At 72.5% G+C, this 26,315-nt stretch carries 26 protein-coding genes and 1 other RNA gene; 15 read left to right on the top strand and 12 right to left on the bottom strand.

Annotation, left to right across the window (positions count from 1 at the left end):
• Positions 1-28: 28 nt before the first annotated feature.
• The gene (locus tag BLV96_RS39070) at positions 29-253 is read right to left on the bottom strand and encodes a hypothetical protein (protein WP_086683564.1); all 225 of its coding nucleotides are present in this window, start codon (positions 251-253) and stop codon (positions 29-31) included.
• Positions 254-383: 130 nt separating this feature from the next.
• Here BLV96_RS39070 and BLV96_RS39065 point away from each other — a divergent pair, with 130 nt between their 5' ends.
• Complete coding sequence (locus BLV96_RS39065; RefSeq protein WP_167379880.1) at positions 384-1,034, top strand: class I SAM-dependent DNA methyltransferase; 651 nt, start codon at positions 384-386, stop codon at positions 1,032-1,034.
• On the opposite strand, the gene BLV96_RS39060 is transcribed toward BLV96_RS39065, so the two are convergent.
• Genes BLV96_RS39060 through BLV96_RS39050 form a run of 3 tightly spaced genes read right to left on the bottom strand, consistent with a single transcriptional unit; the run spans position 1,019 to position 3,501 of the window.
• Complete coding sequence (locus BLV96_RS39060; protein ID WP_086685091.1) at positions 1,019-1,660, bottom strand: response regulator transcription factor; 642 nt, start codon at positions 1,658-1,660, stop codon at positions 1,019-1,021. The two genes, BLV96_RS39065 and BLV96_RS39060, sit on opposite strands and share 16 nt — an antisense overlap.
• A 39-nt stretch (positions 1,661-1,699) precedes the next feature.
• Positions 1,700-2,830: a sensor histidine kinase gene (locus BLV96_RS39055; protein ID WP_086685088.1), complete on the bottom strand. Its 1,131-nt coding sequence runs from the start codon at positions 2,828-2,830 to the stop codon at positions 1,700-1,702.
• Complete coding sequence (locus tag BLV96_RS39050; RefSeq protein WP_086685085.1) at positions 2,827-3,501, bottom strand: sensor domain-containing protein; 675 nt, start codon at positions 3,499-3,501, stop codon at positions 2,827-2,829. Before BLV96_RS39050 ends, BLV96_RS39055 begins: the two co-directional genes overlap by 4 nt.
• Before the next feature lie 153 nt (positions 3,502-3,654).
• Here BLV96_RS39050 and ssrA point away from each other — a divergent pair.
• Positions 3,655-4,023, top strand: a transfer-messenger RNA (tmRNA) gene (gene ssrA, locus BLV96_RS39045).
• An 874-nt stretch (positions 4,024-4,897) separates the two neighbouring features.
• Positions 4,898-5,110, top strand: a complete 213-nt coding sequence (locus BLV96_RS49435; protein ID WP_143051088.1) for a hypothetical protein — start codon at positions 4,898-4,900, stop codon at positions 5,108-5,110.
• Here the strand turns inward: BLV96_RS49435 and BLV96_RS39040 are convergent, their stop codons facing one another.
• The 3 genes from BLV96_RS39040 to BLV96_RS39030 all read right to left on the bottom strand — a co-directional run bounded on the left by BLV96_RS39040 (position 5,111) and on the right by BLV96_RS39030 (position 8,573).
• Positions 5,111-6,400 (bottom strand): GGDEF domain-containing protein, encoded by a 1,290-nt coding sequence (locus tag BLV96_RS39040; protein WP_091390200.1) that lies wholly within the window; start codon positions 6,398-6,400, stop codon positions 5,111-5,113.
• An 85-nt stretch (positions 6,401-6,485) separates the two neighbouring features.
• The gene (locus tag BLV96_RS39035; RefSeq protein WP_208608440.1) at positions 6,486-7,703 is read right to left on the bottom strand and encodes an MFS transporter; all 1,218 of its coding nucleotides are present in this window, start codon (positions 7,701-7,703) and stop codon (positions 6,486-6,488) included.
• 96 nt (positions 7,704-7,799) lie between these two features.
• Positions 7,800-8,573 (bottom strand): IclR family transcriptional regulator, encoded by a 774-nt coding sequence (locus BLV96_RS39030; RefSeq protein ID WP_086676298.1) that lies wholly within the window; start codon positions 8,571-8,573, stop codon positions 7,800-7,802.
• Positions 8,574-8,656: 83 nt separating this feature from the next.
• Between BLV96_RS39030 and hutH the strand changes: the two genes are divergently transcribed.
• From hutH to BLV96_RS39000, 6 genes are all read left to right on the top strand, one after another.
• Positions 8,657-10,183: a histidine ammonia-lyase gene (hutH, locus tag BLV96_RS39025; protein ID WP_086676300.1), complete on the top strand. Its 1,527-nt coding sequence runs from the start codon at positions 8,657-8,659 to the stop codon at positions 10,181-10,183.
• Positions 10,183-11,835, top strand: a complete 1,653-nt coding sequence (gene hutU / locus BLV96_RS39020) for a urocanate hydratase (protein ID WP_086676302.1) — start codon at positions 10,183-10,185, stop codon at positions 11,833-11,835. The genes hutH and hutU overlap by 1 nt, the downstream gene beginning before the upstream one ends.
• Positions 11,832-13,028: an allantoate amidohydrolase gene (locus BLV96_RS39015; protein WP_086676304.1), complete on the top strand. Its 1,197-nt coding sequence runs from the start codon at positions 11,832-11,834 to the stop codon at positions 13,026-13,028. Before hutU ends, BLV96_RS39015 begins: the two co-directional genes overlap by 4 nt.
• Before the next feature lie 101 nt (positions 13,029-13,129).
• A complete protein-coding gene (locus BLV96_RS39010) occupies positions 13,130-14,362 on the top strand; it encodes a formimidoylglutamate deiminase (protein ID WP_244180815.1) in 1,233 nt (410 codons plus the stop codon).
• The gene (gene hutI, locus BLV96_RS39005) at positions 14,350-15,495 is read left to right on the top strand and encodes an imidazolonepropionase (protein WP_086676308.1); all 1,146 of its coding nucleotides are present in this window, start codon (positions 14,350-14,352) and stop codon (positions 15,493-15,495) included. The genes BLV96_RS39010 and hutI overlap by 13 nt, the downstream gene beginning before the upstream one ends.
• Before the next feature lie 107 nt (positions 15,496-15,602).
• Positions 15,603-16,760 (top strand): FAD-dependent oxidoreductase, encoded by a 1,158-nt coding sequence (locus tag BLV96_RS39000; protein WP_244180813.1) that lies wholly within the window; start codon positions 15,603-15,605, stop codon positions 16,758-16,760.
• Here the strand turns inward: BLV96_RS39000 and BLV96_RS38995 are convergent.
• Positions 16,744-17,610 (bottom strand): esterase/lipase family protein, encoded by an 867-nt coding sequence (locus BLV96_RS38995; protein WP_086676312.1) that lies wholly within the window; start codon positions 17,608-17,610, stop codon positions 16,744-16,746. The two genes, BLV96_RS39000 and BLV96_RS38995, sit on opposite strands and share 17 nt — an antisense overlap.
• 103 nt (positions 17,611-17,713) lie before the next feature.
• On the opposite strand from BLV96_RS38995, the gene BLV96_RS38990 reads away from it, so the two are divergent.
• Complete coding sequence (locus BLV96_RS38990) at positions 17,714-18,028, top strand: hypothetical protein (protein ID WP_244180811.1); 315 nt, start codon at positions 17,714-17,716, stop codon at positions 18,026-18,028.
• Here the strand turns inward: BLV96_RS38990 and BLV96_RS38985 are convergent.
• A complete protein-coding gene (locus BLV96_RS38985) occupies positions 17,999-19,408 on the bottom strand; it encodes a carbon-nitrogen hydrolase family protein (protein ID WP_086676314.1) in 1,410 nt (469 codons plus the stop codon). The genes BLV96_RS38990 and BLV96_RS38985 overlap by 30 nt on opposite strands.
• Positions 19,409-19,641: 233 nt before the next feature.
• On the opposite strand from BLV96_RS38985, the gene BLV96_RS38980 reads away from it, so the two are divergent.
• Both BLV96_RS38980 and BLV96_RS38975 read left to right on the top strand, forming a co-directional pair.
• On the top strand, positions 19,642-20,766 hold the full coding sequence (locus BLV96_RS38980; RefSeq protein WP_086676316.1) for an inorganic phosphate transporter: 1,125 nt from the start codon (positions 19,642-19,644) through the stop codon (positions 20,764-20,766).
• Between the two features lie 8 nt (positions 20,767-20,774).
• Entirely contained in the window at positions 20,775-20,996 is a 222-nt protein-coding gene (locus BLV96_RS38975) for a hypothetical protein (protein WP_086676319.1), read from the top strand.
• On the opposite strand, the gene BLV96_RS38970 is transcribed toward BLV96_RS38975, so the two are convergent.
• Both BLV96_RS38970 and BLV96_RS38965 read right to left on the bottom strand, forming a co-directional pair.
• Positions 20,978-21,721, bottom strand: a complete 744-nt coding sequence (locus BLV96_RS38970; RefSeq protein ID WP_086676321.1) for a hypothetical protein — start codon at positions 21,719-21,721, stop codon at positions 20,978-20,980. The two genes, BLV96_RS38975 and BLV96_RS38970, sit on opposite strands and share 19 nt — an antisense overlap.
• The gene (locus BLV96_RS38965; protein ID WP_086676322.1) at positions 21,718-21,927 is read right to left on the bottom strand and encodes a hypothetical protein; all 210 of its coding nucleotides are present in this window, start codon (positions 21,925-21,927) and stop codon (positions 21,718-21,720) included. The genes BLV96_RS38970 and BLV96_RS38965 overlap by 4 nt, the downstream gene beginning before the upstream one ends.
• Before the next feature lie 72 nt (positions 21,928-21,999).
• On the opposite strand from BLV96_RS38965, the gene BLV96_RS38960 reads away from it, so the two are divergent.
• The 3 genes from BLV96_RS38960 to BLV96_RS38950 are packed head-to-tail and all read left to right on the top strand — an operon-like array spanning position 22,000 to position 25,178.
• Positions 22,000-22,914 (top strand): dienelactone hydrolase family protein, encoded by a 915-nt coding sequence (locus BLV96_RS38960; RefSeq protein WP_341866139.1) that lies wholly within the window; start codon positions 22,000-22,002, stop codon positions 22,912-22,914.
• A gap of 21 nt (positions 22,915-22,935) precedes the next feature.
• Positions 22,936-24,507 carry a sensor histidine kinase gene (locus BLV96_RS38955; protein WP_086676324.1) on the top strand — a complete coding sequence of 524 codons (1,572 nt, stop codon included), beginning with the start codon at positions 22,936-22,938 and terminating at the stop codon, positions 24,505-24,507.
• The gene (locus BLV96_RS38950) at positions 24,504-25,178 is read left to right on the top strand and encodes a response regulator (protein WP_086676326.1); all 675 of its coding nucleotides are present in this window, start codon (positions 24,504-24,506) and stop codon (positions 25,176-25,178) included. The genes BLV96_RS38955 and BLV96_RS38950 overlap by 4 nt, the downstream gene beginning before the upstream one ends.
• On the opposite strand, the gene BLV96_RS38945 is transcribed toward BLV96_RS38950, so the two are convergent.
• Entirely contained in the window at positions 25,123-26,274 is a 1,152-nt protein-coding gene (locus BLV96_RS38945) for an FAD-dependent monooxygenase (RefSeq protein ID WP_208608439.1), read from the bottom strand. The genes BLV96_RS38950 and BLV96_RS38945 overlap by 56 nt on opposite strands.
• Positions 26,275-26,315 lie beyond the last annotated feature (41 nt).

Raw genomic sequence — 26,315 nt, 5'->3', positions numbered from 1 at the left:
TTACCCCAGGGCCGTACTGGGGTTTGCCCTACCTCAGGCCGTCGGGCTCGGGTTCGTGCTGCGTCGCGGCGACGCGGTATTCCCAGCCGTGCTCGGTGAGGCCGAGCTCGTAGCGGGTCTCGATCTTCGGGCCGCCGTGCAGGTGGATGTGCCGGATGACGGTGCCGGGCACGGGTTCGGCGTCGCCGAGCTCCTGGACGCGGCCGTCGAGCGGGCCGCCGAAGAAGTGGACGCAGGGGGTCTCTTCGGTCATCCGCGCGCTCCTTCCCGGTGGGTCCGCTCATGGTAGGTGAGTGGTGCGCAGGGTGCCGCCCGCAGATCGGGTGACCCTACGTCCACCCTACGGGACTTGCGGTCACCGTCCGTCGATAGTGTTCCGGCCCGTGACGGAACTCGCCTACCTGACCGACACCCGGACCGCGTACGACACGGTCGCCGACGCCTACGCCGAGGAAGCGCGGGACGCGCTGGCCACCAGCCCGTGGGACCGGGCGGTGCTGGGCACGTTCGCGGAGCTCGTGGGCGACACCGGCCCGGTCGGCGACCTGGGCTGCGGCCCGGGCCGCTTGACGGGCCACCTGGCCTCCCTGGGGCTGGACGTGTTCGGCGTGGACCTGTCGCCGGGCATGGTCTCCGTGGCTCGCCGGACGTACCCGGAGCTGCGGTTCGAGGTCGGTTCGATGCACGCGCTGGAGCTGGAAGACGGCTCCCTCGCGGGCGCGCTGGCGTGGTACTCGCTGATCCACACCCCGCCGGAGCGGCTGCCCGCGCTGGTGGCGGAACTGGCCCGGGTCCTGGCGCCGGGCGGCCGCCTGCTGACGGCGTTCCAGGTGGGCGACGAGCGCCGGCACATCTCCCAGGGCTACGGCCACGAGGTTTCCTTCGACGCCTACCGCTTGCAGCCGGATTTCGTGGCGGGCCTGTTCGAGGACGCCGGCTTGGAGCTGGAAGCGCGGTTGGTCCGCGCGCCGCAGGAACCCGAGAAGGTTCCTCAGGCGTACCTGCTGGCCCGCAAACCTCAGCGCCCCAAGTAGGTCAGCACCGCCCGGACGCGGCGGTGCTCCTCCGCGCTCGCCTCGAGGCCGAGCTTCGAGAAGATGTTGCCGATGTGCTTCTCCACCGCGCCGTGCGAAACCACCAGCGAGTTCGCGATCGCGGTGTTCGACAACCCCTGCGCCATCAGGCCCAGCACTTCGGACTCCCGCGCGGTCAACGCGTCCAGCGGGTTGCGGCGGCCGCGGGCCATCAGCTGGGCGATCACGTCCGGGTCGATCGCCGTGCCGCCGTTCGCCACGCGGCGGACCGCGTCCAGGAACTCGTCGACGTCCGCCACGCGCTCCTTCAGCAGGTAGCCGACCCCGCCGGCGCCGCCCGACAGCAGCTCCACCGCGTACGACTCCTCGACGTACTGCGACAGCACCAGCACCGGCAGCCCCGGGACCTCCTTGCGGGCCGCCAGGGCGGCGCGCAGGCCTTCGTCGGTGAACGTCGGGGGCATCCGGACGTCGACGATCGCCAAGTCCGGACGGTGTTCCTTCACCGCGCCGAGCAGGTCGTCACCGTTGTCGACGGCCGCGGCCGTCTCGATGCCCTCGTCGGCGAGCAGGCGGGTCACCCCGGCCCGCAACAGCACGGCGTCTTCGGCGATGACTACCCGCATCCGGCCCCCAAGCTCGTGGATGAACGGGGTCCAGCCTATTCACCACTGGCAGGGGAGGTCAGCCCGGATCACCGTCGGCCCGCCCACCGGGCTGACGACCGTGATGACGCCGTCGATGGTCGCGGCGCGGTCGGCCAGCCCGGCCAGCCCGCCACCCGGACGCACCTCGGCGCCGCCGTGACCGTTGTCGGTGATTTCGACGACGACGTGGTCGTCGGTCCGCCACACCTTCACACCCGCTTCGGACGCTCCGGAGTGCTTCGCGATGTTCGTCAGCGTCTCGCCGACGATGAAGTACGCCGTCGTCTCCACCGCCGCCGGCGGGCGCGGCTCGACGTCCACGTGGACGTCCACCGGGATCGGTGACTTCGCCGCCTGCGCCGACAACGCCGCGTCCAGCCCGCGGTCGCCGAGCACCGCCGGGTAGATGCCGCGCGCGAGGTCCCGCAGCTCCGACACGGCGAGCTTCGCGTCCGAGTGCGCCTCGTCGATCAGCTCCCGCACCGCGGCCGGGTCTTGGTCGAACTTCGACTTGGCCCGCCCGAGGCTCATCGCGACGGCGACGAGCCGCTGCTGCGCGCCGTCGTGCAGGTCACGCTCGATGCGGCGCCGTTCCGCCTCGGCGGCGTCGACACCACGCGCCCGCGAAGCCTGCAGCCGCTCGGCTTTCTGCTCGAGCCGTTTCGTGCGGTCCGGCCCCAGCAAGGCCAGGCCCAGCTCGCCGTGCAGCCAGCCCAGCCACGGCGTCACCCAGATCGCCATCGGCAGCAGCACGATCGACGCCAGCGCGATCGCGAGCTCGGCGCACGCCAGCGGGAACGTGACCATCAGGTAGGCGAGGTCTCGCCACGTCGTCGGGTCGCTCAGCCGGACGATCCACCGGCGCAGCAGCGGCAGGCCCTCCTGCGAACGCCGTTCCACCGGCGGCAACGGCACCCGCAGCATCGCTCCCAGCCACGACCGCTCGCGGTCCGCCGACCAGCGGATGAAGCTGGTCGTCGCCAGCAAGATCGGGAACCCGATCCACACGACCGCCGTCGCGACCCCCGTCACGATGCCGGTGACGATCAGCACGAACTGGATGATCCGGAAGACGAAGCTCACGATCATGTACACGATCGTGCGAGCCGGGTTCGGCCGCGGGCGCTCCAGCCGCTGCGCCTCGGTCATCCCGCCACCAGGTTCTTCTCTTCCGCGTCTTCCCACCAGCGCTCCATCCGACGACGCTGGGCCACGGTCGTCCCCAGCAGGGCGCCCGCCAGCCGGGCGTGGACCCCGGCGAGAGCCTTGGTCAGCGCCACCGACAACGCGACGAACAACACCCCCAGCGCTGCCCACGGTAGCGCTTCCACGGTCGAGTCCACGGTCAGCCACCGGACGTCGTAGGACGGGAAGTAGTACGCGCCGTCCGGCAGCCACCGGAAGTAGAGCGGCAGGCCGGCCAGCGCCAGGCTCGTCGACCAGAACGTCGTCACCAGCACGAACTCGACGATGCCCAGCGGGAAGAGCAGGAAGAAGTAGGTGAGGTCCCGCCACGTCGACGGGTCCTTCAGCCGAGCCTTCCAGCGGTCCTTCTGCCCCTGAGCGGGCAGGGGGAGGTAGGGCAGGTCGATGTACCGGTCGAGCAGCGCGTAGACCCGCGCGCGCTCCAGCCGCCCGGCCCCCCGAACGGCCAGCACGAGCAGCGCGAGCAGCCCGACCCCGACCCAGATGACGGCGGTCCCCAGCCCGGCCGCCACGAACGTCGTCAAGAAGACGAACGCCAGCACCCCCACCGGCAGGTTCATCAGCAGGAACACCACCGAACCACCGAACGGCGGATCCCGCCTCGCGCTACCCATCACCGGACTCCTCTCTGCTGGAGTCCAGGGTCGTCGTTTCCGGTGGCCGGCGACATGGTGCGCGCGGGCATCCTCGCGGTAGGGCTGGCCCTACCCGCCGGGAGCAAAGCGGTGGCGCCGCGCGTTATGATGTACAGGTTGTGTTCCCACCAAGGGGGTGAACGGTTTCGACTTTGGACGTTGATTCAGGAGAAGCGTGCCGGTGCAGGCGAGAGACCACCGTTAAGCGTCATCGCAACCAAATAAGCGCCGACTCCAGTCAGCGCGAGTACGCCCTCGCCGCCTGAGCGAGTGCGTCTCTGTCGGCCCGGGTTCGCCTCCGGCCCGGGTACCGGCATCAGCTAGGAGGCTCAGCGACCATCCCGGCCACGGGGACTGGTCGTGAAGCAAACAGTGGCTGGGCTCGTCACCTCGGCTTGTTCGCGTGACCGAGGGGGCCAAGTAGAGACGTAGCGGACTGCGCACGGAGAAGCCCTGTTGATACGCCAGAGGACCCGGGTTCAATTCCCGGCACCTCCACCTTCGAGAAGGCCCTCGCTCCCTTTGGAGCGGGGGTCTTCTTCTTTGGGGTTGTCTTTGAGGGCTCCGCAGACGCCAGGGGCCTCGAGAACGGGCACGGACGAGCACCCAGACCTCCCCGCACCCCGATCCGAAGCCAGAACACGGCCGGCAGCGCCGGGTCAAGGCATCTTTCCCGCCTTGACGCGGTGTTGCCGGCCGTAGTCACAATGACAGCTTCGGGGTGCCGGAAGGCATTGAGGGACAGCGGGTTTGGCTGGATCGGGCTGGGCTGGGTCGGGTGTGGCTGGGGCCGGTCGGGCTGGGCCGGGCTGGGGCCGGTCGGGCTGGGCCGGGCTGGGCTGGGTCGGGTCGGGTCGGACTGGGTCGGGCTGGGTCGGGTCGGACTGGGTTGGGCCGGTCGGGCTGGGCTGCCGGGCGGGGCTGGGCTGCGCCGGGTCGGGCCGGGCTGGATTGGGGCCGGCTGGGCCGGGTCGGACCGGGTCGGGCCGGACTGAGGCCGGTCGGGCTGGGACCGGTCGGGTTGGGCTGGGCTGCGCCGGCTGGGCTGGGCTGCGCCGGCTGGGCTGGGCTGCGCCGGGCTGGGCTGGGCTAGGGCCGGTCGGGCCGGGTCGGGCTGGGGCCGGTTGGGCTGGGGCCGATCGGGCTGGGCTACGCCGGGTCGGGCTGGGCCGCGCCAAACCGGATCTCGCCGGGCCTCACCTCACGAGAGCGCCACCAACCCCCGCTCCACCACCCCAAACCCACCCCACCAAGCCACTACTCTCCGCAACCCCACCCCTGTGACCGAACCCACTTGCGGGTGAAATTTTTGTGAGTGTCATGCTGAAGCCCCGACCATGGCTCCGCACCCGCGGGGTCGGAAGTAGGTGGCCAGATGACCTGGGCCCGTTCCAATGGCAGCTCGACCGCCAACGATGAAGACAGCCGGATGGGTGTCATCCGCGCTGAAGAAGCCGTTCGGCTCGCCGAACAGAACGATCGGGCCGTTATCACCGTTGCCGGCCACTCCACCAACGTCCGGGAGTGTGCCGAACTGCTTGCCATGCTCGGGCTCGATGCCGGCGGGCGGCGGCGTACCCACGCCTGATCATCCCAGGTCCGCTACGTGGACCACCTTGTTCCGGCCCGTCGCTTTCGCGTGGTAGAGCGCCGTGTCCGCCGCGTCCAGCAGGCGTTGCAACGAGGTTCCCGCCGTCGGGTAGACCGCCATGCCGATCGAGGTCGACAGACCCGTGATCGACAGCGTGCCCGCCGGGACCTTCAGCGCCGCCACCGCTCGGCGGATGCGCTCTGCCACCGCGCCGATGTCCGGGTGGGCGATTCCCGGCAGCAGCACCACGAACTCTTCGCCGCCGAACCGCCCCACCGCGTCGCCGCGGCCGCGGACCGCCGCGATGATCGCTTCCGCCACCGCCCGTAGCACCGCGTCGCCCGCCAGGTGGCCGTACGTGTCGTTCACCTGCTTGAAGTGGTCCAAGTCGAGCATCAGCAGACCGAACGTCGACCGCTGGCGGGCGGCGGCCGCCAGTGTTCGCTCCGCCAGCGAGTGCCAGCCGCTCGTGTTGTACAGCCCCGTCTTCGCGTCGCGGTGGGCCGCCACCTCCAGCTGCTTCACCAGGACCGTCCGGTGCAACAGCAGCAACGGCGGGAGCACCAGCACCACCAGGCCCGGCAGCACCGCCAGCGCCACGGCGTTCAGCGCGCCGAGGCACAGCGTCGCCACCTCGAGGCCGTTGTCCGACCACGTGCCGAACAACGCCTCCGGTGTCCGGCCGATCTCGCGGCGGGCCGGGAGCACCAGCAGGGCGTTCACCACGAAGAACGTCACTCCCGCGGCCGCGATCGCGAACGTGCCCGCCCAGCCGCGGGGGAACGCCGAACGCACGTCCGGAGAGCCCGAAACGCGCATGACCGCCTGGGCCGCGTAGCAGGAGAGCAGGATGATGGCCGCGTTGCTGACCGTCCTCGACGCCGGCACCCGCTGCAGGCGGTACCAGCTGCGGATCGCCAGGTGCCCGTACAGGCCGCCGACCAGCACCGCCAGCAGCGGCGGCGGGAGCACCAGCACGCCGGCGAACGTCCAGACCGACGTCATGTTGATGTGCGGGCTGCCCGACACGCGGCGGCGGATGCGCTCGACCCGGCGGCCCGCCTCCGACTGGGCCACGCCGAGGAGCAGCAGCACCAGCAGGATCAGCACCGTGCGGCGGTCGACCGCGATCGGGAACGGGCGCAGCGTCAGGGTCACCGCCGCCGCTTCCGTCAACAGGCAGTAGACGACCACGCGCGGACCCTGCTGCCACAGCGCCCAGCGCCGTGGCACGAGCGCGTCACGAAAGTGCGGTCCGCCGCGCGGGGCTCCGGCGCCGGTCCGCATACTCATGGTGTCCGGCCGGTGACGGAACCGGGCCGGCCCGAGGTGGCGAAGGGAGGCGCGCCATGTGCGGACGCGACAACTGAGGTCATGGTCCCTCCAGCCCGACCCGGCGCCACGCCCTCGCGATCGGCACGGCCACCGCGGCGCCCGCCGCCCCGGCCACGGCGATGGTGTGGGCCGGGCTCAGCACGTCGGCGAGCACGCCGGCCGCGGCCGCGCCGACGCCCTGCACCGTGATCAAGCCGGCCGAGTTCACCCCGGCGCACTGCGCGCGGTGCTCGTCCGGGACCCGGCGCATGAACGTCACCGTGCCGGTGATGTTGTAGCCCGTCGCCAGCAGGCCGGACGCCGCCAGCAGCAGCACCGACGCGACCAGGCCCGGCCGGAAGACGAAGACCACCAGCGGCAGCCCGGCCGCGATCCCCAGCCAGCCCAGCACGCGGACCTGCGCCCGCTCCGGGATCCACTTGCCGAACAGGACGCCGCCGAGCACGCTGCCCGCCGGGTCCGCCGCCATCAGCAGCCCCACCAGCGTCGCGCCCGCGCCGATCCCCGCCGCGTACGGCGCGGCCAGCGCCTCCGGCACGACGTAGAACCCCGCCAGCCAGTTGAGCGCCACCAATGTCCGCAGCGCCGGGTCGCGCCAGATCAGCCGGATGCCGGCGCCGGTCGTCGACAGCCAGGCCGGCCGCACCGCCTGCGCGATCGCCGCGCGCCGCCGGACGCCGGTGACCAGGAACAACGCCGAGAGCGCGAACGTGACGGCGTCCAGCGCGAGTGCCGCGGACGGCGCCAGCGCGGCGATCAGCAGGCCGCCGCCGGCGAACCCGGCGAGCTGCGCGCCCTGGATCGTGACGTTCCGCAGGGCCATCCCGACCAGGTACCGCTCGCCTTCGAGCACCGTCGGCAGCAGCGCCTGCTGCGCCGCCTTGAACGGGCCGCCCAGCGCCGTCATCACCGCGACCAGCACGCACAGGACCCACAGCGGGACGCCGGGGATCGCGATGACGCCGACGAGCGCGGCCCGGGCCACGTCGGCCGCGACCATCACGTCGCGGCGCGGCCACCGGTCGCCCGCGCCGGCCAGCAGGATCCCGCCGAGCAGGGACGGCACGTACGTCAGCGCGTAGGTCAGGCCGGTCAGGGCCGCCGAGGAAGTGCGCTGGTAGACGAGGACCGCCAGCGCGACGCGGGCCAGCTGGTCGCCGCAGATGGACAGCAGTTCGGCGAGCCACATCGCCCGGAACTCGGCGACCGCGAGCACGGCGCCGAACCCCACCTTCGTCACGCGTGCGTCATCCATCACCGGCGCCCCTCAGACCGCTATCCGGCAACGGTAATAACCCAGCGCAGTGGAATCGAGGCGTTCGGTGACAGTTGCCCCGATCGCAGCAGCGGGTCAGCCCGGGTGGCCGCCGATCCGGCTGGTCAGCTCGGCGGCCGTCGCCGCCACCTCGGCCGCCAGGTCCGGCCACGTCTCTTCGCACGGCTCGGCCGCGCAGTGGTGGCGCAGGGTCACGCTGATCGCCGCCAGCGGGCGGGCGCCGTGGTCGAAAACCGGGGTGGCGACCGAGGCGAACCCCGCCGTGACGTGGCCGTCCTCGACCGACCAGCCGAGCCGGCGCTCCGCGGTGAGGACGCGGCGCAGCGCGGCGAGCGTGTGCGGTCCGCGACCGGTGCGCAGCACAAACGCCGACGCCGACGGGAACAGGGCCCGGACGTGCGGGGCGGGCAGGTGCCGCAGGATCGCGCGGCCGGACGCCGTCAGCTGGGCCGGCAGCCGGACGCCGACCTCGGTCACCAGCGTCTCCGGGCGCGCCGGGCGTTCCTTGATCAGGTACAGCGACTCGTTGCCGTGCAGGACGCCCAGGTGCGCGGTGTGGCCGACGCGGTCGACGAGCTTGCGCAGCAACGGCCCGGCCAGCCGCTCGAGGGGGTCGTGGCGCAGGTAGGCCGAGCCCAGCTCGAACGCCGCGATGCCGAGGCCGTACCGGCGTTCGGCGGGCAGGTGGACGACGAAACCGGCGGCTTCGAGCTCGCTGAGCAGGTGGTACGTCGTCGAGCGGGGGAGCCCGGCCTCGCGCGCGATCGCCGCCGCGGTCACCGGGCCCGGGCGCGTCGCCAGGAGGCTCAGCACCGCCAGACCGCGGCGCAGCGCCGGGACGTCGCTCATGGTCCGAGCTTACGTCTGGGATCCCAGACGGAACCACTCCGTGGGGCATCCCACCAGCGGGAAGGACGATGTCCAATGGGCCCATGCCGGAAAAAGTGCTCCTGGGCCTCGAACCCCTGACCGCCGCCCAGGTCGTCGACGTCGTCCGCGGCCACGCGCCGGTCGCGCTCGGGGACGCGGCCGAGAAGACCCTCGCCGCGACCCGCCAGCACATCGAGAACCTCGCCCACGCCGTCACGCCCACCTACGGCGTCTCGACCGGCTTCGGCGCTCTCGCCACCCGTCACATCCCCGTCGAGAGCCGGACCGCGCTGCAGCGCAGCCTGATCCGCTCGCACGCCGCCGGCGCCGGGCCCGCCGTCGAGCCCGAGGTCGTCCGCGCGCTGATGCTGCTGCGGCTGCGGACCCTCGCCAGCGGCTACACCGGCGTCCGCCCGGGGACCGCGCAAACGCTTGCGGCCCTGCTCAACGCCGACATCACGCCGATCGTGCACGAGTACGGCTCGCTCGGCTGCTCCGGTGACCTCGCGCCGCTGGCCGCCGTCGCGCTCGCGCTCATGGGCGAAGGCGAAGTGACCTATCGCGGCGAAGTCGTGAAGGCGGAAGAAGCGCTGAAGCACGCCGGCATCGAGCCGGTCGTGCTCGCCGAGAAGGAGGGCCTTGCCCTCACCAACGGCACCGACGGCATGCTCGGCATGCTCCTGCTCGCCGCCGCCGACCTGCACCGGCTGTTCGACATCGCGGACCTCACCGCCGCGATGAGCGTCGAAGCCCTGCTCGGCACCGACCGCGCGTTCGCCGCCGACCTGCAGGCCCTCCGGCCGCACCCCGGGCAGGCCGCCTCTGCCGCCCGGATGTGGGCGGCGCTGCAGGGCTCGAAGATCGTCGAGAGCCACCGCGGCCCGGACTGCAACCGCGTCCAGGACGCCTACTCGCTGCGCTGCGCCCCGCAGGTGCACGGCGCCGCGCGCGACAGCCTCGCGCACGCCGAACTCGTCGGTGAGCGCGAGCTGATGTCCGCTGTGGACAATCCGGTCGTCCTGGCCGACGGCCGCGTCGAGTCCAACGGGAACTTCCACGGCGCGCCCGTCGCGTACGTGCTCGACTTCCTGGCCATCCCGATCGCCGATGTCGCCAGCATCGCCGAGCGCCGCACCGACCGGATGCTCGACAAGGCGCGCTCGCACGGCCTGCCGCCGTTCCTCGCGCACGACCCCGGCGTCGACTCCGGTCACATGATCGCCCAGTACACGCAGGCCGCGGTGGTCAGCGAGCTCAAGCGGCTCGCCGTGCCCGCGTCCGTCGACTCCATCCCGAGCAGCGCCATGCAGGAGGACCACGTCTCCATGGGCTGGTCGGCCGCGCGGAAGCTGCGCAAGGCCGTCGACGGCCTGACCACCGTGCTCGCCATCGAACTGCTGACGGCGGCCCGGGCGCTCGACTTCCGGGCGCCGCTCGAGCCGTCGCCGGTCACCGGCCGCGTCCGGGACCTGCTCCGCACGAAGGTCGCGGGCCCCGGCCCCGACCGCCACCTGGCGCCCGAGATCGCGGCCGCCGAAGAACTCGTCCGCTCCGGCGCCGTCCTCGACGCCGCCCGTCTGGAGGTCTGATGTCCCGCGTCGTCCGTGCCGCCCGCGGCACCCAGCTCACCGCCAAGTCGTGGCAGACCGAAGCCGCGCTGCGGATGTTCCACAACAACCTCGACCCCGACGTCGCCGAGCGGCCGGAGGACCTGGTCGTCTACGGCGGCACCGGCAAGGCCGCCCGCAACTGGGCCAGCTTCGACGCCATCACCCGCGAACTGACCACTTTGGACACCGACGAGACGCTGCTCGTCCAGTCCGGCAAGCCGGTCGGTGTGTTCCGCACGCACGAGTGGGCGCCGCGCGTGCTCATCGCGAACTCGAACCTGGTCGGCGACTGGGCGACCTGGCCCGAGTTCCGCCGGCTCGAGCAGCAGGGCCTGACGATGTACGGGCAGATGACCGCGGGCTCGTGGATCTACATCGGCACCCAGGGCATCCTGCAGGGCACGTATGAGACGTTCGCCGCGGTGGCCAAGAAGAAGTTCGGCGGGAGTCTCAAGGGGACGCTCACCGTCACCGCTGGCCTCGGTGGCATGGGTGGCGCACAGCCGCTCGCCGTGACCATGAACGACGGCGTCGCGCTGGTCATCGAGTGCGACCCGCAGCGCGCCCACCGCCGCGTCGAGACGCGCTACCTCGACGAGGTGGCCGACGACCTCGACGACGCCATCGCCCGCGTCACCAGGGCCAAGCAGGAGAAGCGCGCGCTGTCGGTCGGTGTCGTCGGCAACGCGGCCGAGGTGCTGCCGGAGCTGCTGCGCCGGAACGTCGAGGTCGACATCGTCACCGACCAGACGTCCGCGCACGACCCGCTTTCGTACCTGCCCAAGGGCATCGGCGTCGAAGACTGGCACGACTACGCGGCCAAGAAGCCCGACGAGTTCACCGACCGCTCGCGCGAGTCGATGGCCGACCACGTCGACGCCATGCTCGGCTTCCTCGACCGCGGCGCGGAGGTCTTCGACTACGGCAACTCGTTGCGCGGCGAGGCCAAGCTCGGCGGCTGCGAGCGCGCGTTCGACTTCCCCGGTTTCGTGCCCGCCTACATCCGGCCGCTGTTCTGCGAGGGCAACGGCCCGTTCCGCTGGGCCGCGCTCTCCGGCGACCCCGAGGACATCGCCGCGACCGACCGCGCGATGCTGGAACTGTTCCCGGAGAACGAATCCCTCGCGCGCTGGATCAAGCTGGCCGGCGAACGCGTGGCGTTCCAGGGCCTGCCCGCCCGGATCTGCTGGCTCGGCTACGGCGAGCGGCACCTGGCCGGCCTGCGGTTCAACGAGATGGTCGCCAGCGGTGAGCTGAAGGCGCCGGTCGTCATCGGCCGCGACCACCTCGACTCCGGCAGCGTCGCCTCGCCGTACCGCGAGACCGAGGGCATGGCCGACGGCTCCGACGCGATCGCCGACTGGCCGCTGCTCAACGCGCTGGTCAACACGTCGTCCGGCGCGAGCTGGGTGTCGATCCACCACGGCGGCGGCGTCGGCATGGGCCGGTCCATCCACGCGGGGCAGGTCAGCGTCGCCGACGGGACCGAGCTCGCCGCGCAGAAGCTCGAGCGCGTGCTCACCAACGACCCGGGCATGGGCGTCATCCGGCACGTCGACGCGGGGTACGACCGGGCGAACGAGGTCGCTGACGAGCGCGGCGTGCGGGTACCGATGCGGGAGCAGGCGTGACCGCTTCTTCCTTGCTGGCGGAGATCGGAGACGTCGGACGCGATGCGAAGCGCGGCGGCTATTCGCGGCACGCGTTCGACTCGCCCGAGCAGGACCTGCGCGTCTGGTTCGTCGAGCGCGCGCTCGGGCTCGGGCTGGACGTGGACACCGACTACAACGGCAACATCTGGGCCTGGTGGGGTTCGCCGGGGCCGGACGCCGTCGTCACCGGCAGCCACCTCGACTCGGTGCCCGGCGGTGGCGCTTTCGACGGCCCGCTCGGCGTGGTCAGCGCGCTCGCCGCCGTGGAAGCGTTGCGGGAAAAGGGTTTCCAGCCGGAGAAGCCGTTCGCCGTCGTCGTGTTCGCCGAGGAGGAGGGCGGCCGGTTCGGCGTCCCCTGCCTCGGTGCGCGGCTGCTCACCGGCACGATCGACGCCGGCAAGGCACGCGGGTTGCGGGACGCCGACGGCGTCACGTTCGCCGAGGCCGCGGCGAAGTCGGGCTTCGACCCGGAGCGGATCGGGCCTGATCCCGGCCGGCTCGGGCTGATCGGACGGTTCCTCGAACTGCACGTCGAGCAGGGCCGCGGGCTGATCGACCTCGGCTCGCCGGTGGCCGTCGGCAGCACGGTGATCGCGCACGGCCGGTGGCGGTTCTCCTTCACCGGCCAGGGAAACCACGCCGGGGCGACGCTCATCGCCGACCGCGCCGACCCGATGCTGCCCGCCGCCGCGACGGTCACCGCCGTCCGGCGGCTGGCGCGCGCGGTGCCGGACGCGCGGGCGACCGTCGGCCGGTTGGTCCCGACGCCGGGCGGCACCAATGTCATCGCGTCCACTGTGGACTTGTGGTTGGACGCGCGGGTGCCTGGCGACGCGACTCCATCGTTGGTCTCGGACATCGCGCGAGCGGCCGAGGAGGCGGCGGAAGAAGAAGGTTGCCGGGTCGAGGTGACGCGGGAGTCCTATTCGGACGACGTCGTGTTCGACGACCGGTTGCGGCGCGACCTCGGCGGCTGGCTCGGCGGCGCGCCGGAGCTGCCGACCGGCGCCGGGCACGACGCGGCGATCCTCGCCGGGTTCGTGCCGGCCGGGATGCTGTACGTGCGCAACCCGACCGGGATCAGCCACTCGCCGGAGGAGTTCGCCGAGGCCGCCGACGTCGAGGCGGGCGCCGCGGCGCTGGCCACGGTCCTGGAACGGCTGGCGCGATGACCTCCGGCCCGCGGGGGCGCCCCCCGTTTCCAGCCTATCGCCCGGCACCGACAGTTTTCTGGTGCGAACAGGCCTGGCTGCCCGGCGGGATCGCTACCGGGGTGCGGATCGACGTCTCGGACGGCCGGATCACTTCGGTGGCGTCGGGCGCGCCCCGCGGCGGCGTGCTGCTGCCGGGGCTGACGCTGCCCGGGTTCGCGAACGGGCACTCGCACGCGTTCCACCGGGCGCTGCGGGGGCGGACGCACCACGAGCGCGGCACGTTCTGGACCTGGCGCGAGCGGATGTACGCCCTGGCGTCCCGGCTCGACCCGGACACCTGCTACCGGCTGGCCCGCGGGGTCTACGCCGAGATGGTGCTCGGCGGCTACACGAGCGTGGGGGAGTTCCACTACCTGCACCACGCGCCCGGCGGGAAGCCGTACGCCGACCCGAACGCGATGGGCGCGGCCCTGCGGCAAGCCGCGGCCGACGCCGGGATCCGGTTGACGCTGCTGGACACGTGCTACCTCGCGGGCGGCATCGGTGTCGAACCGGACGAGGTCCAGCGGCGGTTCTCCGACGGCTCCGCTTCGGCGTGGGCTTCGCGGGTCGCTCTTCTGGAAGAGGACGACCTGTTCCGCGTCGGCGGGGCGATCCATTCCGTGCGTGCGGTGCCGGCGGCCGAACTGTCGCTTGTGGACAGCCCGCGCGTGGTGCACATCCACTTGTCGGAGCAGCGGGCCGAAAACGAGCAGTGCCAGGCCGCTTACGGCCGCACGCCCACCGAGCTGCTCGACGAGCACGGGGTGCTCACCGACCGGCTGGTCGCCGTGCACGCCACGCACCTCACCGCGTCGGACATCGAGCGGCTGAGCGGGGCGCGGGCGTGCTTCTGCCCGACCACCGAACGGGACCTCGGCGACGGCATCGGCCCGGCCCGCGCGCTGCGGGACGCCGGGGTGCGGCTGGGCATCGGCAGTGACAGCAACGCCGTCGTCGACGCGTTCGAGGAGACCCGCGCGCTTGAACTGGACGACCGGCTGGCCAGCGAGGAACGCGGCCGGTTCACCGCCGAAGAACTCCTGGCGGCGGGCACGGACCACGCGGCGATCGGGTGGGACGGGGTCGGCGCGCTCGCCGAGGGGGCGGGCGCGGACTTCGTCACCGTCGGCCTGGATTCGGTCCGGACGGCCGGGATCGAGCCGTCCGGGGTACTGTTCGCGGCTTCGGGGGCCGACGTCCGGCACGTCGTCGTCGCGGGCCGCGAGGTCGTGCGGGACGGCGCGCACCTGCTCATCGACCGTCCGGAAACCCTGCTGGCGAAGGAGATCGAGGCACTGTGGCAGTCCTGATCACGGGCATCGGCGAACTCACGACCAACGACCCTGCGCTGGGTCGGCTGACCGACGCGGCACTGGTCGTGGACCGCGACAAGATCGCGTGGGTGGGGCCGGCGGTGGATGCGCCGGACGCCGACGAGCGCGTCGACGTCGAAGGCCGCGCGGTACTGCCGGGCTGGGTCGACAGCCACACGCACCTCGTCTTCGCCGGTGACCGCACGGCCGAGTTCGAGGCCCGGATGGCGGGAAAGCCTTACACCGCCGGCGGAATCGCGATCACCGTCGGCGCGACGCGGGAGGCGTCCGACGAGCAGCTGGCCGCGAACCTGCGCCGGCACGTCGACGAGGCGGCCCGGCAGGGGACGACGTGCCTGGAGACGAAGACGGGCTACGGGCTGACCGTCGCGGACGAGGCGCGCTCGGCCCGGATCGCCGGGGAGGTCGCCGACGAGGTGACGTTCCTCGGCGCGCACCTCGTGCCGCCGGGTGTCGACGCGGAGTCCTATGTGGACTTGGTGTGTGGCGAGATGCTCGACGCGGTCGCGGAAAGCGTGCGCTGGGCGGACGTCTTCTGCGAGACGGGAGCGTTCGACGAGGCGCAGTCGGCGCGGGTGCTGAAGGCCGCGGCCGGGCGCGGGCTCGGCTTGCGGGTGCACGGCAACCAGCTCGGCGAAGGCCCGGGCGTGCGGCTGGCGGTGGAGCTGGGCGCGGCGAGCGTCGACCACTGCACTTACCTGAGCGACGCCGATGTAGAGGCGTTGGCGGCTTCCGGCACGGTCGCGACTTTGCTGCCGGCGTGCGATTTGTCGACTCGTCAGGCGCTGGCCCCGGCACGGCGGCTGCTCGACGCGGGCGCGACGGTCGCGTTGGCCAGCAACGCCAACCCGGGCAGCTCGTACACGACGTCGATGGCGTTCTGCGTCGCGACGGCGGTGCTGCAGATGCGGATGACGATCGAGGAAGCGGTCTGGGCGGCGACGGCGGGCGGGGCGGAGGCGTTGCGCCGGGAGGACGTGGGCGTCCTGCGGCCTGGGGCGCGGGCGGACGTCCACGTGCTCGACGCGCCTTCGGTGACCCACCTGGCTTACCGGCCGGGCGTGCCGCTGACGAAATCGGTGTGGCGCGCCGGAGAACGGGTGCGCTAACGTCGGACGCGAGGACGCGCGAAGACACAGTCCGGTATGGGTTAGTCCGGGCGGCATCGGCAGGCTTACCTGTGCGTCCCTTCCTCGGAAGCGACGAAGGGACAGCTGTGTCTGTGATCATCATCGGTGCCGGTCTGGGTGGCCTGAGCTTGGCGCACGGGCTGCGCCGGGCCGGAATCCCGTGCCAGGTCTACGAACGCGACGAGTCGGCCGGCGCCCGCAAGCAGGGCTACCGGCTGCACATCGGTGGCGTCGGCGATGCGGCGCTCAGCGAAGTCTTGCGCCCGGAGCTGCACGAACTTCTCCGCGCCACCGCAGGGAGGGCGCTGCCGCACACGAACGTCTACGACGATCGGCTGCGGTTGCTGACGCGCCTCGAAGACGAGGGAACCCACCTCAACGTCAACCGCTTCACCCTGCGGCAGATCCTGCTGCACGGCCAGGAAGTCCGGTACGGCAAGCGGTTCACGCACTACGAAACCGACGAAGACGGCGTGACGGCGCATTTCGCCGACGGAACTTCCGCACGCGGCAGCCTGCTGGTCGGCGCGGACGGGATCAATTCTCCGGTGCGGCAGCAGTACCTGCCGCACGCGCGGGTCGTCGACGCCGGGCTCGTGCACCTCTACGGCCGGATCCCGCTCACCCCGGACACCCGGGCGCTGTTCGAACCCGAGATGTTCGCGGTGTTCTCCATGATGCTCGGCCCGGACCGCACGATGGCCGGGTTCGCGCCCGTCGACTACCCCGAACCGGTCGCCGACGCGTGCGCGCGGCTGGTGCCGGACCTGCGGCTGCGCGACGACCGGCCGTACATGACCTGCTCGGTCGGCGCCCGCTGGGAAGTCGTCGGCCACACCGAGGCGGAGCTCGCCGCGATGACCCCTGGTGACCTGCAGAAGATCGCGCTCGGCCTGGTCGACGGCTGGCACCCGCTGGCCCGCGCGATGGTCGGGCACTGGGACGTCCCGGCGACGTTCCCGCAGCCGATCCGCACGAGCGTGCCGATCGGGCCGTGGGAACCGTCGCGCGTGACGCTCGCCGGCGACGCGATCCACGCGATGAGCCCGGCCGGCGGCGCGGGCGCCAACACCGCGTTGCGCGACGGTGCGGCGTTGGCGTCCGCGCTGGCCGGGGCCCCGCTGCTCGAGGCCGTCGCGGCCTACGAGACCGCGATGGTGGACTACGGTTTCGCCGCCGTGCGGGAGTCCGCCGAGAACGGCCACCGGTACCTCGGGCAGAACCCGCTCACAGCGGGAGGGTGAACGGTGTGCACGCCGGCGTGTAGGACGAGTCCAGCGCGTGCAGGATCAGCCCGGTCACGTTCGGGTCGATCGCCTGGCTCAGGTGGCCCGACGCGTCCGAACCGCAGAAGTCCTGCAGCACGATGTCCGTCGTGCCCGGCTCGTTCAGGATTCCGCTCGTGTACGGCGTCACCACTTCGTCGTACTTGCTCACGATGCTCGTGTACGCCGGCCCGGGGACGTGGACGCCGCCGCGGGCGAGGTCGGTCAGGAACGCCGACGGCGCCAGGTACTCCTTGCAGGCGCCGCAGGCGGTCCGCAGGACCAGGTCGAGCCCGGGCACGGTCGTCAGCAGGGCCTTGGCGAGCGCGTCGAGGCCGCCGAGGGTGGTGCCGCGGTAGTTCGCGCCGAAGCCGACGAAGTGCGCGACCTTCGCCGCGCCGCCGCCGAACTTCAGGTAGTACGCGGGCATCGTGCTGCCCTCGGAGTGGCCGACGATGTCGACCTTCGCCGCGCCGGTCGCCGACCGGACCTTGTCCACGAACCGGCCGAGCTGCGCGGCGCTGTCCCGCATGGACGCGAGCCCGCCGACGCCCGGGCCGAGGACGCCGGTGCCGTAGGTCAGCGAGAAGACGCAGTAGCCCTGGGCGGCGATCTTCGGGGCGTGGAAGAACCAGTTGACCGAGTCGTTCGCGCCGAGCCCGTGCACGAGCACGACGGGCTCCGGGTGCGCCGCCGCCGGCCGGCAGCCCCAGTCGTTCCAGCCGCTGCTCGGCGCCGCTTCGGCGACCGCCGGCGCGACCGCGCCGAAGGTGAGCGCCGCGGCGAGCACGGCCAGGGTTCGCTTGACACCGCCGTTGGTGACCCGCATTCCGTTGCCTCCAGTTACCCGTCAGTAAGTGATGCAGCTCATGATCGGTCACATGCCCCTGGACGCGACCTGGGAGAACGCTCAGAGATGGCGACGGTTCTTTGTGTCAGGTCACAATCAGGGTGGAAGCCGTTCCGGCCGCCAGCTCGACGTCATCGTCGTGCCCGCCCTGCTGGTGATCCCGCGCTACTACGCCGCGTCGCAGGTCCCCGCCGTCTACGGCGAACTCGCCGGGGCCACCCACTTCACCCCGGCCGGCGACGGTGGCGGCTTCCGCGGCGCGATCACCGCGTGGTTCCGCTACTGGCTGGCCGGCGACCAGCAGGCGCGCGGGGTGTTCTTCGGGCCCGGCTGCACGCTGTGCGCCGATCCGGCGTGGTCGAAGGTGCTACGCAACGCCAAGGCGCTCGAAGTCTGACGCTTTCCGCGCCCCGACGGCGATCCCGGTCAGCGCGACCAGGCCGCAGAGCCACGCGAACCAGTCGCCGAACCGCGCGTACGGCGTCTTCCCCGAGCCGATCGGGACGTCGGCGACGACGACCGTGAACGGGCCGCCGCCGGTGTGGGCGTCGGCCAGCACGTGGCCCTGGGCGTCGGCCAGCATCGGCGTCCCGCGGGCCGCGCTCCACGCCACCGAGAAACCGTTTTCGACGCCGCGGATCAGCGCCGTCCGACTGTGCGCCCAGCCGTCGGTGTCCTCGTCGGAGGCCGGGATGAGCACCAGGCCCGTGCCGGCTTCGCCGTATTCGCCGCTGGGGTCGGCGAAGTTGACGTCCATGCACACCATCAGCCCGATCCCGGCCAGGTGCGCGAGCTGCGTGCCGGACGCGAGGTTCGGCGAATCCCCGTTGTGCCACTTGCGGTATTCGACCGGCGCGCCGGACGGGGGCACGGCGAGCGCCGCGTTGAACCGGCCTTCCGGGGTGGTGTCGAGGACGCCGGTGACGACGTCGAGGTTGCGCGTGCGGGCCACCTCGGCGAAGGCCTCGACGAGCCGTGGCCGGCTGGTCTGGTCCACCGCGAAGGCCGCTTCCGGGAGCACGACGGCCTGGACGCCGTCCGGCAGCCGGCCGATCCGGTCCACATAGGACCGGACGAGCGCCTGGCCGTCCGGTGTGGCGACGTCGACCGCCCAGCGGTTCTGTCCGGGCGCCACCAGGGCGATCCGGGTCGTCGGTCCGGTGATCGCCGGCGCGGTCCAGAAGACCAGTGCGCCGAGTTCGGCGGCGACGGCGACCAGCCCGGTCAGCCGGGACCGGGTGCGCACGCCGGGGGCGAGCGCGGCGGCGACCGCCGCCGGGACGAACAGCACGAGGAACTCCACGCCCCAGCCGCCGGTGACCGCGGCGAGCCGCAGCACGGCCGGCCGGTCGGCCTGGGTCGTCATCAGGGTGTCCATCACGCCGGTCGGGTTGAGCAGCGAGACGCCGTAGAGCGCGACGGTCCACAATGCGGGTGCGGCGAGCGCGGCCAAGAGGCCGTTGCCGCGGCGGACCAGGAGCCGGAAGAGGCCGGCCGACAGCGCGAACAGCAGCGCGCTGCCGCCGAGGATCGCGATCGCGGCCGGGCGCGGGACCGCCAGGGAGTGCCAGAAGTAGCTCCAGCTGCCGGCGCTGCCCGCGGCGTAGGCGAGGAACGCGCAGCCGAGCGCGGCGGCGCCGGACACCCGGGGCGCCAGCAGCAGGATCGGCAGCGGCGCGAGCCACGCCAGCTCGGGGACGGGATCCAGACCGGTCCCGAAGAAGAACAGCACCGCCGACGTCACCGTTGCGACGACCGCCCACCCCAGCTTGTTCATCGTGGCCCCTTCCGCCGGTGTCGACGGTCGCAGCCGCCGAGGCCCGGGGCACTGGGCCAGGCCCCCGGTTCGCCGGTCGGGCCAGCCCTACCCCGCCGGAAATGCCGGATATGCCGGGAAAGCGCTTTCGGGTTCATTGAGAGTTCAGTCAGCCGTCACGCCTTCGGGACCGGGGCCGGGGCACCACGCAAGTAGCGTTTTTCCGCAGCGACTTCGGGACGGGAGAGTCACCCATGGACTTCTCACTGATCGTGCTGGTGGTGATCGTCGCGGCGTTGGCCTTCGACTTCACCAACGGCTTCCACGACACGGCCAACGCGATGGCCACTTCGATCGCGACCGGTGCGCTCAAGCCGAGGATCGCGGTCGCGGTGTCCGCGGTGCTCAACCTCGTCGGCGCGTTCCTCTCGGTGGAGGTCGCCAAGACGATCTCGGGTGGCATCGTCGACGACACCAAGGTGACGCCGGTGATCATCTTCGCCGGCCTGGTCGGGGCGATCGTGTGGAACCTGGTGACCTGGCTCATCGGGCTGCCGTCGAGCTCCTCGCACGCGCTCTTCGGCGGGCTGATCGGCGCCACCTGGATCGCGTCGGGCTCCGACGCCGTCCACTTCGGCAAGGTCGTCGAGAAGGTCCTGATCCCCGCGCTGGCCTCGCCGATCGTCGCCGGGATCGTCGCGACGCTGGGCACCTTCCTCGTCTACCGGATCACCGCCCGCGCCAAGGAAGGCACGGTGGGCAAGACGTTCAAGGCCGGCCAGATCGCCTCGGCGTCGCTGGTCTCGCTCGCGCACGGCACGAACGACGCGCAGAAGACCATGGGCGTCATCACGCTGACGCTGATCGCGTCGGGCTCGCTCGCGCCGGGGTCCAACCCGCCGATCTGGGTCATCCTCACCGCGGGTGCCGCGATCGCGCTGGGCACCTACCTCGGCGGCTGGCGGATCATCCAGACGATGGGCAAGAAGCTCACCGAAATCCAGACGCCGCAGGGCTTCGCGGCCGAGACCAGCGCCGCGGCGGTCATCCTGACCTCGGCGCACCTCGGGTTCGCGCTGTCCACCACGCACGTCTGCTCGGGCGGCATCATCGGCTCCGGCCTGGGCCGCCGCCTCGCCGAGGTGCGTTGGGGCGTCGCCGGGAAGATGGTCGTGGCCTGGGCGCTGACGCTGCCCGCCGCCGCGATCGTCGGGGCGGTCGCCGCCGAGGTCTCGACGCTCGGCAGCTGGGGAACCGTCCTGATCGGCATCGCCGGGGTCGTCGTCGCGGTGGGCATCTACCTCGCGTCGAAGCGGAACCCGATCAGCGCCAAGACCATCAACGAACCCGAACCGGCCGCGCAGCCGGCCAACGCCTGAGGAGCGCCGTGCACATCGATTGGGGTTCTCTCGGTCTCGTCTTCGTCGTCGCGCTCGCTTCGGTGGTCGTGCTGACGAGCCTGTTCTCGTTCGGAGTCGTCGGGCTCTCGCAGCGCGAGTCGGCCCGCGAGTCCGGGGCGTCCGGCACCGGCCCGCTGGCCGGCGCGGTCATCTGCTTCGCCCTGTGCGCGGCGATCGTCGGGTACGGGATCTACTTGATCGTCGCCTGAGCGCGTTCCCGGAACCCGTCCGGGAGCCCGCCGAGCATCGGTTCGAGCGTCGCACGGCGGGCGTCGCCGAGGTGGTTCAGCAGGTCCAGCGCCGGGGTCCACAGGTCTTCGTCGGCCCCGGCGGCGGTGATCAGCCGGCCGAGGCGGTGGGCCGGCAGCAGGCCGACGACGTGGTCGACGCGGCTCTTGTCGTCGAGCACGAAGGCGATCCGCAGCAGGCCGGGGTCGTCGATCTCGTCGAGGGCCCGCCGCACGGTCGGGTCGGGCAGGTGCCCGACGAACCGGCCGAGCGTGATCCAGTCCTGCTTGCGCGCGAGTTCGTTCGCGACGGCGAGCACGGTGTCGAGCGGGATGCGGGAGATGATCGCGCTCGCGCGCCGCGGGTCGAGCTCGGCCGCGACCTCGGCGAGGAACCGCGGGGACAGCCGCTTGGCGACGTCGACCCCGCGCGCGACGTCGACCACCCCGGCGATCCGGGCACACAGCAGCGGGCCGAACACCTTCTCAGCGATCTTGGCGAGCACGCCGCCGGGCAGCAGCCGCGCGGCCAGCGCCATCCGCTGCAGCACGGCGATGTTGGCGTCGAACAGCGTGTCGGTGACCTGTTCGCGGAAGGCCTGCAGGTCGCCGGCGTCGACGCGGGCGAGGTACTCGAGCCGCGCGGGCTCGACGTCGAGGACGCGGGCGAGCTTGAGGATCTCGGCCTCGGCTTCGTAGTTGGTCACAGCCCGACTGCCTTCCGGACGGCGCCGCGCAGCAGCGCGGGGACGTACTTCAGACCCTCTTCGCCGGCTTCGGCGAGCGCTTTCGCCTGCCTTCTGCGCGCGTCGCGCAGTGCGTCGGCGAGGTCCTGCCGTACGTGCTCTTCGAGGGCGTCGATGCCGCCGGGGAGGGTGCCGCCCAGCTGTTCGGCGAGTGTGCGCTCGGCCATGGTGGATCATCATGCAACACCGCGGCGGCCTTTTCACCCGGACGGTGGTCAAGTCCGTTCCGCATGCCCCCCATGCCGCCCGCTCCGCAGCAGGCCGCACCTGTGCCGTCGAAGTTCGGCGGCCTGGCCTGGACCGCCCTGATCCTCGGGGTCATCGCCCTGTTCGGCACGAAGAGGGTCCTCGCGGCGACCCGTAGTGGGCGAGACGGCGACGGGCGCGAAGACCGGCGCCCGGTCGAACCGGGCCGCTACGGTGCGATCATGACCATCGAGACGTCCACTGTCCGTGTCGGCGACCTGTCCGCGTACCTGGCCCGCCCGGACGGCGGCTCCGAACGCGGGACGCTGCTCCTGCCGATGATCACCGGCATCGGCACGCAGGTCCGGGCCTGGGCCGACGAGCTCGCCGGCCGTGGGATCACCGCGCTGGCCTGGGACGTCTTCCACGGCGCGAGCACCGACAACACCTCCCGCGAAGACCTCGGCGCGAAGCTGGGCGAGCTGCGCGACGAACCGGCGTTGGCCGAACAGACCGCGTTGCTCGACCACCTGCTCGGCGACCTCGGCTGCACTTCCGCCGGGGTCATGGGCTGGTGCCTCGGCGGCCGGTTCGCGCTCCTGCTCGCTGCCCGTGACCAGCGGCTTTCCGGCGTCGTCGCCTACCACCCGACCGTCCGCGACCCGGCGCCGCCGAACCACGAGCTGGACACGGTCGATTTGTCGACCCGGATCACGGCGCCGGTGCTCGTGGCCTACCCGGAGGCCGACTCCGTCGTCTCGCACGAGACGTTCGGCCTGCTCCAGGCGGCCCTGCAGTCCCGGGCCCGGGGCGCGACGTTCACCCAGCACTTCCCGGGTGCCGAACACGGCTTCAGCGACTCCGCGCGGCACGGCGCGAGCGTCAACGCCGAGGCGTTCGCGCTGTCCTGGCCGCAGACGCTCGCCTTCGTGGACACCTTGACTTTCGGCAGTGGTCCGGCCCGCTGAGGAACTTGTAGCTTCGAACCCGTGCGAGAGGTGACGAAGCGCAGGTGGCGCGTGGTGCTCGACGTGCTGCTCGGGCTGTTCCTGGCGTTCATCGTCGTCGCCGACGCGCTGGGGGAGCGGACCTGGGAGCTGGTCGCCGGGCTCGTCGTCGTCGCCGGCTCGGTCGCGACGGCCCGGCGCTACCCCGCCGTCTCGCTCGGCATCGCGCTGGTCGGGACGCTCGCCGTCCCCTTCCCGTACGGCGACCGCGTGCCGGTGTGGACGGTGTTCGTGCTGGTGGCGATGAGCTACCAGGCCGCGCTGCGGATGGCCCGGGTCCGGCCGGCCGTCCTGACCGGCGCGGCCGTCTCGCTGCTCGGCATCCCGGTGTCGCTGCTCGTCGCGCCCGACGGCCTCGGCGACTGGGGCTCGATGATGGCGATCCTGGTGTTCGGCGGACTGTCGCCGTGGCTGCTCGGCCGGTACGTCCGGACGCGCGGCGAGCTCGCCCGCACCGGCTGGCGCCGGGCCGAGGAGATGGAAAGCAGGCAGCGGCTGGTCGCCGACCAGGCGCGGCTGCGCGAACGCGCCCGGATCGCCAGCGACATGCACGACTCGCTGGGCCACGAGCTGAGCCTGATCGCTGTCCGCGCGGCGGCTCTCGAAGTCGCGGCCGGGCTCGACGACCCCCAGCGGGACGCGGCCGCGCAGCTGCGAGCCGGCGCCGCGGCGGCCACCGAACGGCTGCGCGAGATCATCGGCGTGCTGCGCGAGGACGCCGCACCGGTCGAACCGGTGCAGGGCGACCTCGGCGAACTGATCGCGCGGGCCCGCGCGTCCGGGTTGCTCATCGATTCCACAGTGGACACTTCGCTGGCGCCCCCGATGGTCGCCCGGGCCGCCTACCGCGTGGTGCAGGAAGGGCTGACGAACGTGGCCAAGCACGCGCCGGGCGCGGCGGTGGTGGTGCGCGTGACGAGCACCGGTGCCGAGACCGAGGTGAGCGTCGTCAACGCGGCCCCGCCCGCCGGGCCGCTGCCGGGTGCCGCGTCCGGGCGGCTGGGGCTGATCGGCCTGCGCGAACGCGTCCGGCTCGTCGGCGGGACGCTGCGAGCCGGACCGCGCGAAGGCGGGTTCGCCGTCACCGCGACGCTGCCGCACGACGCCGCGCCCGTCGAGGAGACGCCGGAGGGGCGGGAAGCGGCCGACGACGCCGTCGGGCAGCCGACGGCCGCCCGGGCCCTGGAGGTCGCGCGCCGGGACGTGCGGCGCAGCCTGGTCTACGCCGTCACCATCCCGCTCGCGCTCTTCGGGGTGCTGCTCGCGGTCAGCGGGATCGCGTTCCTCTACCAGTGGAACTCCTCGGAGCTGCCCGGTCCGGCGTACGACCGGATGCGCGTCGGGCAGGCACGCGCCGACCTGGCGCCGCAGCTGCCGGAGCACCAGCGCGCCGCCCGTCCGACGCGCGGCGAGCCGGTCCCGCCGCCGGGCGCGGTGTGCGAGTACTACGGCAGCGGGCGGTCGTGGCTGGAGAACGACTACGCCGCTTACCGGCTCTGCTTCGCCGATGGCAAGCTGGTTTCGAAGGACTGGTTCGCCGAGGGGGCAAAGTGATCAGGGTCGTGCTGGCCGACGACGAAGCGATGATGCGGGCGGGGGTGGCGGCGATCCTCGGCGCGGACCCGGGGATCGAGGTCGTCGCCGAAGCCGCCGACGGGCGGGCGGCGGTGGCTCAGACGCTCGCCACGCACCCGGACGTCGTGCTGCTGGACATCCGGATGCCGGGCCTGGACGGGCTGGGCGCGGCCGCCGAGATCCGGCGGCTGCTGCCGTCGACGGGCGTCATCATGCTCACGACGTTCGGCGAGGACGAGTACATCGAGCGCGCGCTGGGGCTGGGCGCGGGCGGGTTCCTGCTGAAGTCCGGTGACCCGCGCGAACTGCTGGCCGGCATCCACGCCGTCGCCGACGGGGCGGCGTTCCTCTCGCCGAAGGTGGCGCAGCGGGTGATCGCGCGCCTGTCGGGCGGCCGGCTGTCCCGGGCCGCGGCGGCGCGGTCGAAGGTTTCCGCGTTGACGCCGCGTGAGCGGGAAGTGTTGACGTTACTGGGTTCCGGACTGTCCAATGCGGACATCGCGGCGAAGATGTTCGTCGTGGAGGGCACGGTGAAGGCGCACGTGAGCACGATCCTGACCCGGCTCGGCGCGAAGAACCGGGTGCAGGCGGCGATCACGGCGTACGAGGCGGGGCTGGCCGGGGGAGACGCGGAGGCCGCCAGCCGTTGATGTCCTTGCCCACCCGGGCCGTCAGCTTCGTGGGGACGAGCCGGAGCAAGTTCATCCGCAGCGCCGTGAGGAGCGGGCTGGTGACCTGCGGCCCGGCCTTGCCCGTCCGGACCGCCGCGCGGGCGATCCGTTGGCTGCGGGGGCGTCTTTCGGCATCGTAGCCGGCGAGCGCTTCATCGATGTCATCCACTGTGGACACGCGGTGCGCGAGCACCACGGCGTCTTCGAGCGCCTGGCAGCCACCCTGGCCGAGGAACGGCGGCATGGCGTGCGCGGCGTCGCCGAGGAAGGCGACCCGGCCGCGGACGTACGTCGGCAACGGCGTGCCGAGGTGGTAGAGGTCGTGGTACAGCAGGGCTTCCGGCGGGGTGGCGTCGATGAGCGCCGGGATCGGCTCGTGCCAGTCGCCGAAGTGTTCTTTCAGGTGCGCCTTGGGGTCGGCGGGCCGGGCGCCGGGCGCGGTGACGTAGGAGACGAACCAGTAGACGTCACCGCCGGTCAGCGGGAGCACGCCCACCTCGGTGCCGGGGGCGAAGGTGGTGCTCAGCCCGAGGCCGGGGTGGTGCGTGACGCCGCGGAAGGCCGCGCTGCCGGAGTAGACCGGCTGCGGGTGCTGCGGGAAGAGCACCTGCCGGATCGGGCTGCGGATCCCGTCTGCGGCGACGACGAGGTCGGCCCGGATTTCGTCGCCGTTCTCGCAGCGGACGACGCCGTCTTCGGTCACACCGGTGACCTTGGTGCCGGTGCGGAGGCAGTCGGCGGGGAGCGCGTCACGCAGCCCGGCGATGAGGTCGGCGCGGTGGATGCCGGCCAGCGGGCGCCCGTGGAGGCGCCGGAAGCCGGCCGCGTCCCAGTGCGCGATCCACCGCCCGCGGCGGTCGCGCAGGCCGCCTTGGTCCTGGGCGGCGAGGTGGTCACCGAGGTCGACGCCGAGTTCGTCGAGGCAGCGCAGGGCGTTCGGCCAGAGCGAGATGCCGGCGCCGACGTCACCGAACTCGGGGGCTTGTTCGAGGACGGTGACCGTCCAGCCCGCCCGGTGCAGTCCGATCGCGGCCCCCAGGCCACCGATGCCCCCGCCGACCACTGCTGCTCGCATGACTCCTCCTCTAGTGCACTCTACACCTGTAGAGTGCGGTT

The sequence above is a fragment of the Amycolatopsis pretoriensis genome, from assembly GCF_900107925.1.
GTDB classification, from domain to species: Bacteria; Actinomycetota; Actinomycetes; order Mycobacteriales; family Pseudonocardiaceae; genus Amycolatopsis; species Amycolatopsis pretoriensis.
This window is presented reverse-complemented; position numbering and strand designations above follow the sequence as displayed.

Coding starts and splice junctions, on each gene's coding strand:
- BLV96_RS39060 (WP_086685091.1), bottom strand. CDS start 1,660: ATGCGGGTAGTCATCGCCGAAGACGCCGTGCTGTTGCGGGCCGGGGTG.
- BLV96_RS39070 (WP_086683564.1), bottom strand. CDS start 253: ATGACCGAAGAGACCCCCTGCGTCCACTTCTTCGGCGGCCCGCTCGAC.
- BLV96_RS38965 (WP_086676322.1), bottom strand. CDS start 21,927: ATGGCCGAGCGCACACTCGCCGAACAGCTGGGCGGCACCCTCCCCGGC.
- BLV96_RS38980 (WP_086676316.1), top strand. CDS start 19,642: ATGGACTTCTCACTGATCGTGCTGGTGGTGATCGTCGCGGCGTTGGCC.
- BLV96_RS38945 (WP_208608439.1), bottom strand. CDS start 26,274: ATGCGAGCAGCAGTGGTCGGCGGGGGCATCGGTGGCCTGGGGGCCGCG.
- BLV96_RS38960 (WP_341866139.1), top strand. CDS start 22,000: ATGCCGCCCGCTCCGCAGCAGGCCGCACCTGTGCCGTCGAAGTTCGGC.
- BLV96_RS38995 (WP_086676312.1), bottom strand. CDS start 17,610: ATGCGGGTCACCAACGGCGGTGTCAAGCGAACCCTGGCCGTGCTCGCC.
- BLV96_RS39030 (WP_086676298.1), bottom strand. CDS start 8,573: ATGAGCGACGTCCCGGCGCTGCGCCGCGGTCTGGCGGTGCTGAGCCTC.
- BLV96_RS49435 (WP_143051088.1), top strand. CDS start 4,898: ATGACCTGGGCCCGTTCCAATGGCAGCTCGACCGCCAACGATGAAGAC.
- BLV96_RS39035 (WP_208608440.1), bottom strand. CDS start 7,703: ATGGATGACGCACGCGTGACGAAGGTGGGGTTCGGCGCCGTGCTCGCG.
- hutH (WP_086676300.1), top strand. CDS start 8,657: ATGCCGGAAAAAGTGCTCCTGGGCCTCGAACCCCTGACCGCCGCCCAG.
- BLV96_RS39040 (WP_091390200.1), bottom strand. CDS start 6,400: ATGCGGACCGGCGCCGGAGCCCCGCGCGGCGGACCGCACTTTCGTGAC.
- hutU (WP_086676302.1), top strand. CDS start 10,183: ATGTCCCGCGTCGTCCGTGCCGCCCGCGGCACCCAGCTCACCGCCAAG.
- BLV96_RS38985 (WP_086676314.1), bottom strand. CDS start 19,408: ATGAACAAGCTGGGGTGGGCGGTCGTCGCAACGGTGACGTCGGCGGTG.
- BLV96_RS39055 (WP_086685088.1), bottom strand. CDS start 2,830: ATGACCGAGGCGCAGCGGCTGGAGCGCCCGCGGCCGAACCCGGCTCGC.
- BLV96_RS39050 (WP_086685085.1), bottom strand. CDS start 3,501: ATGGGTAGCGCGAGGCGGGATCCGCCGTTCGGTGGTTCGGTGGTGTTC.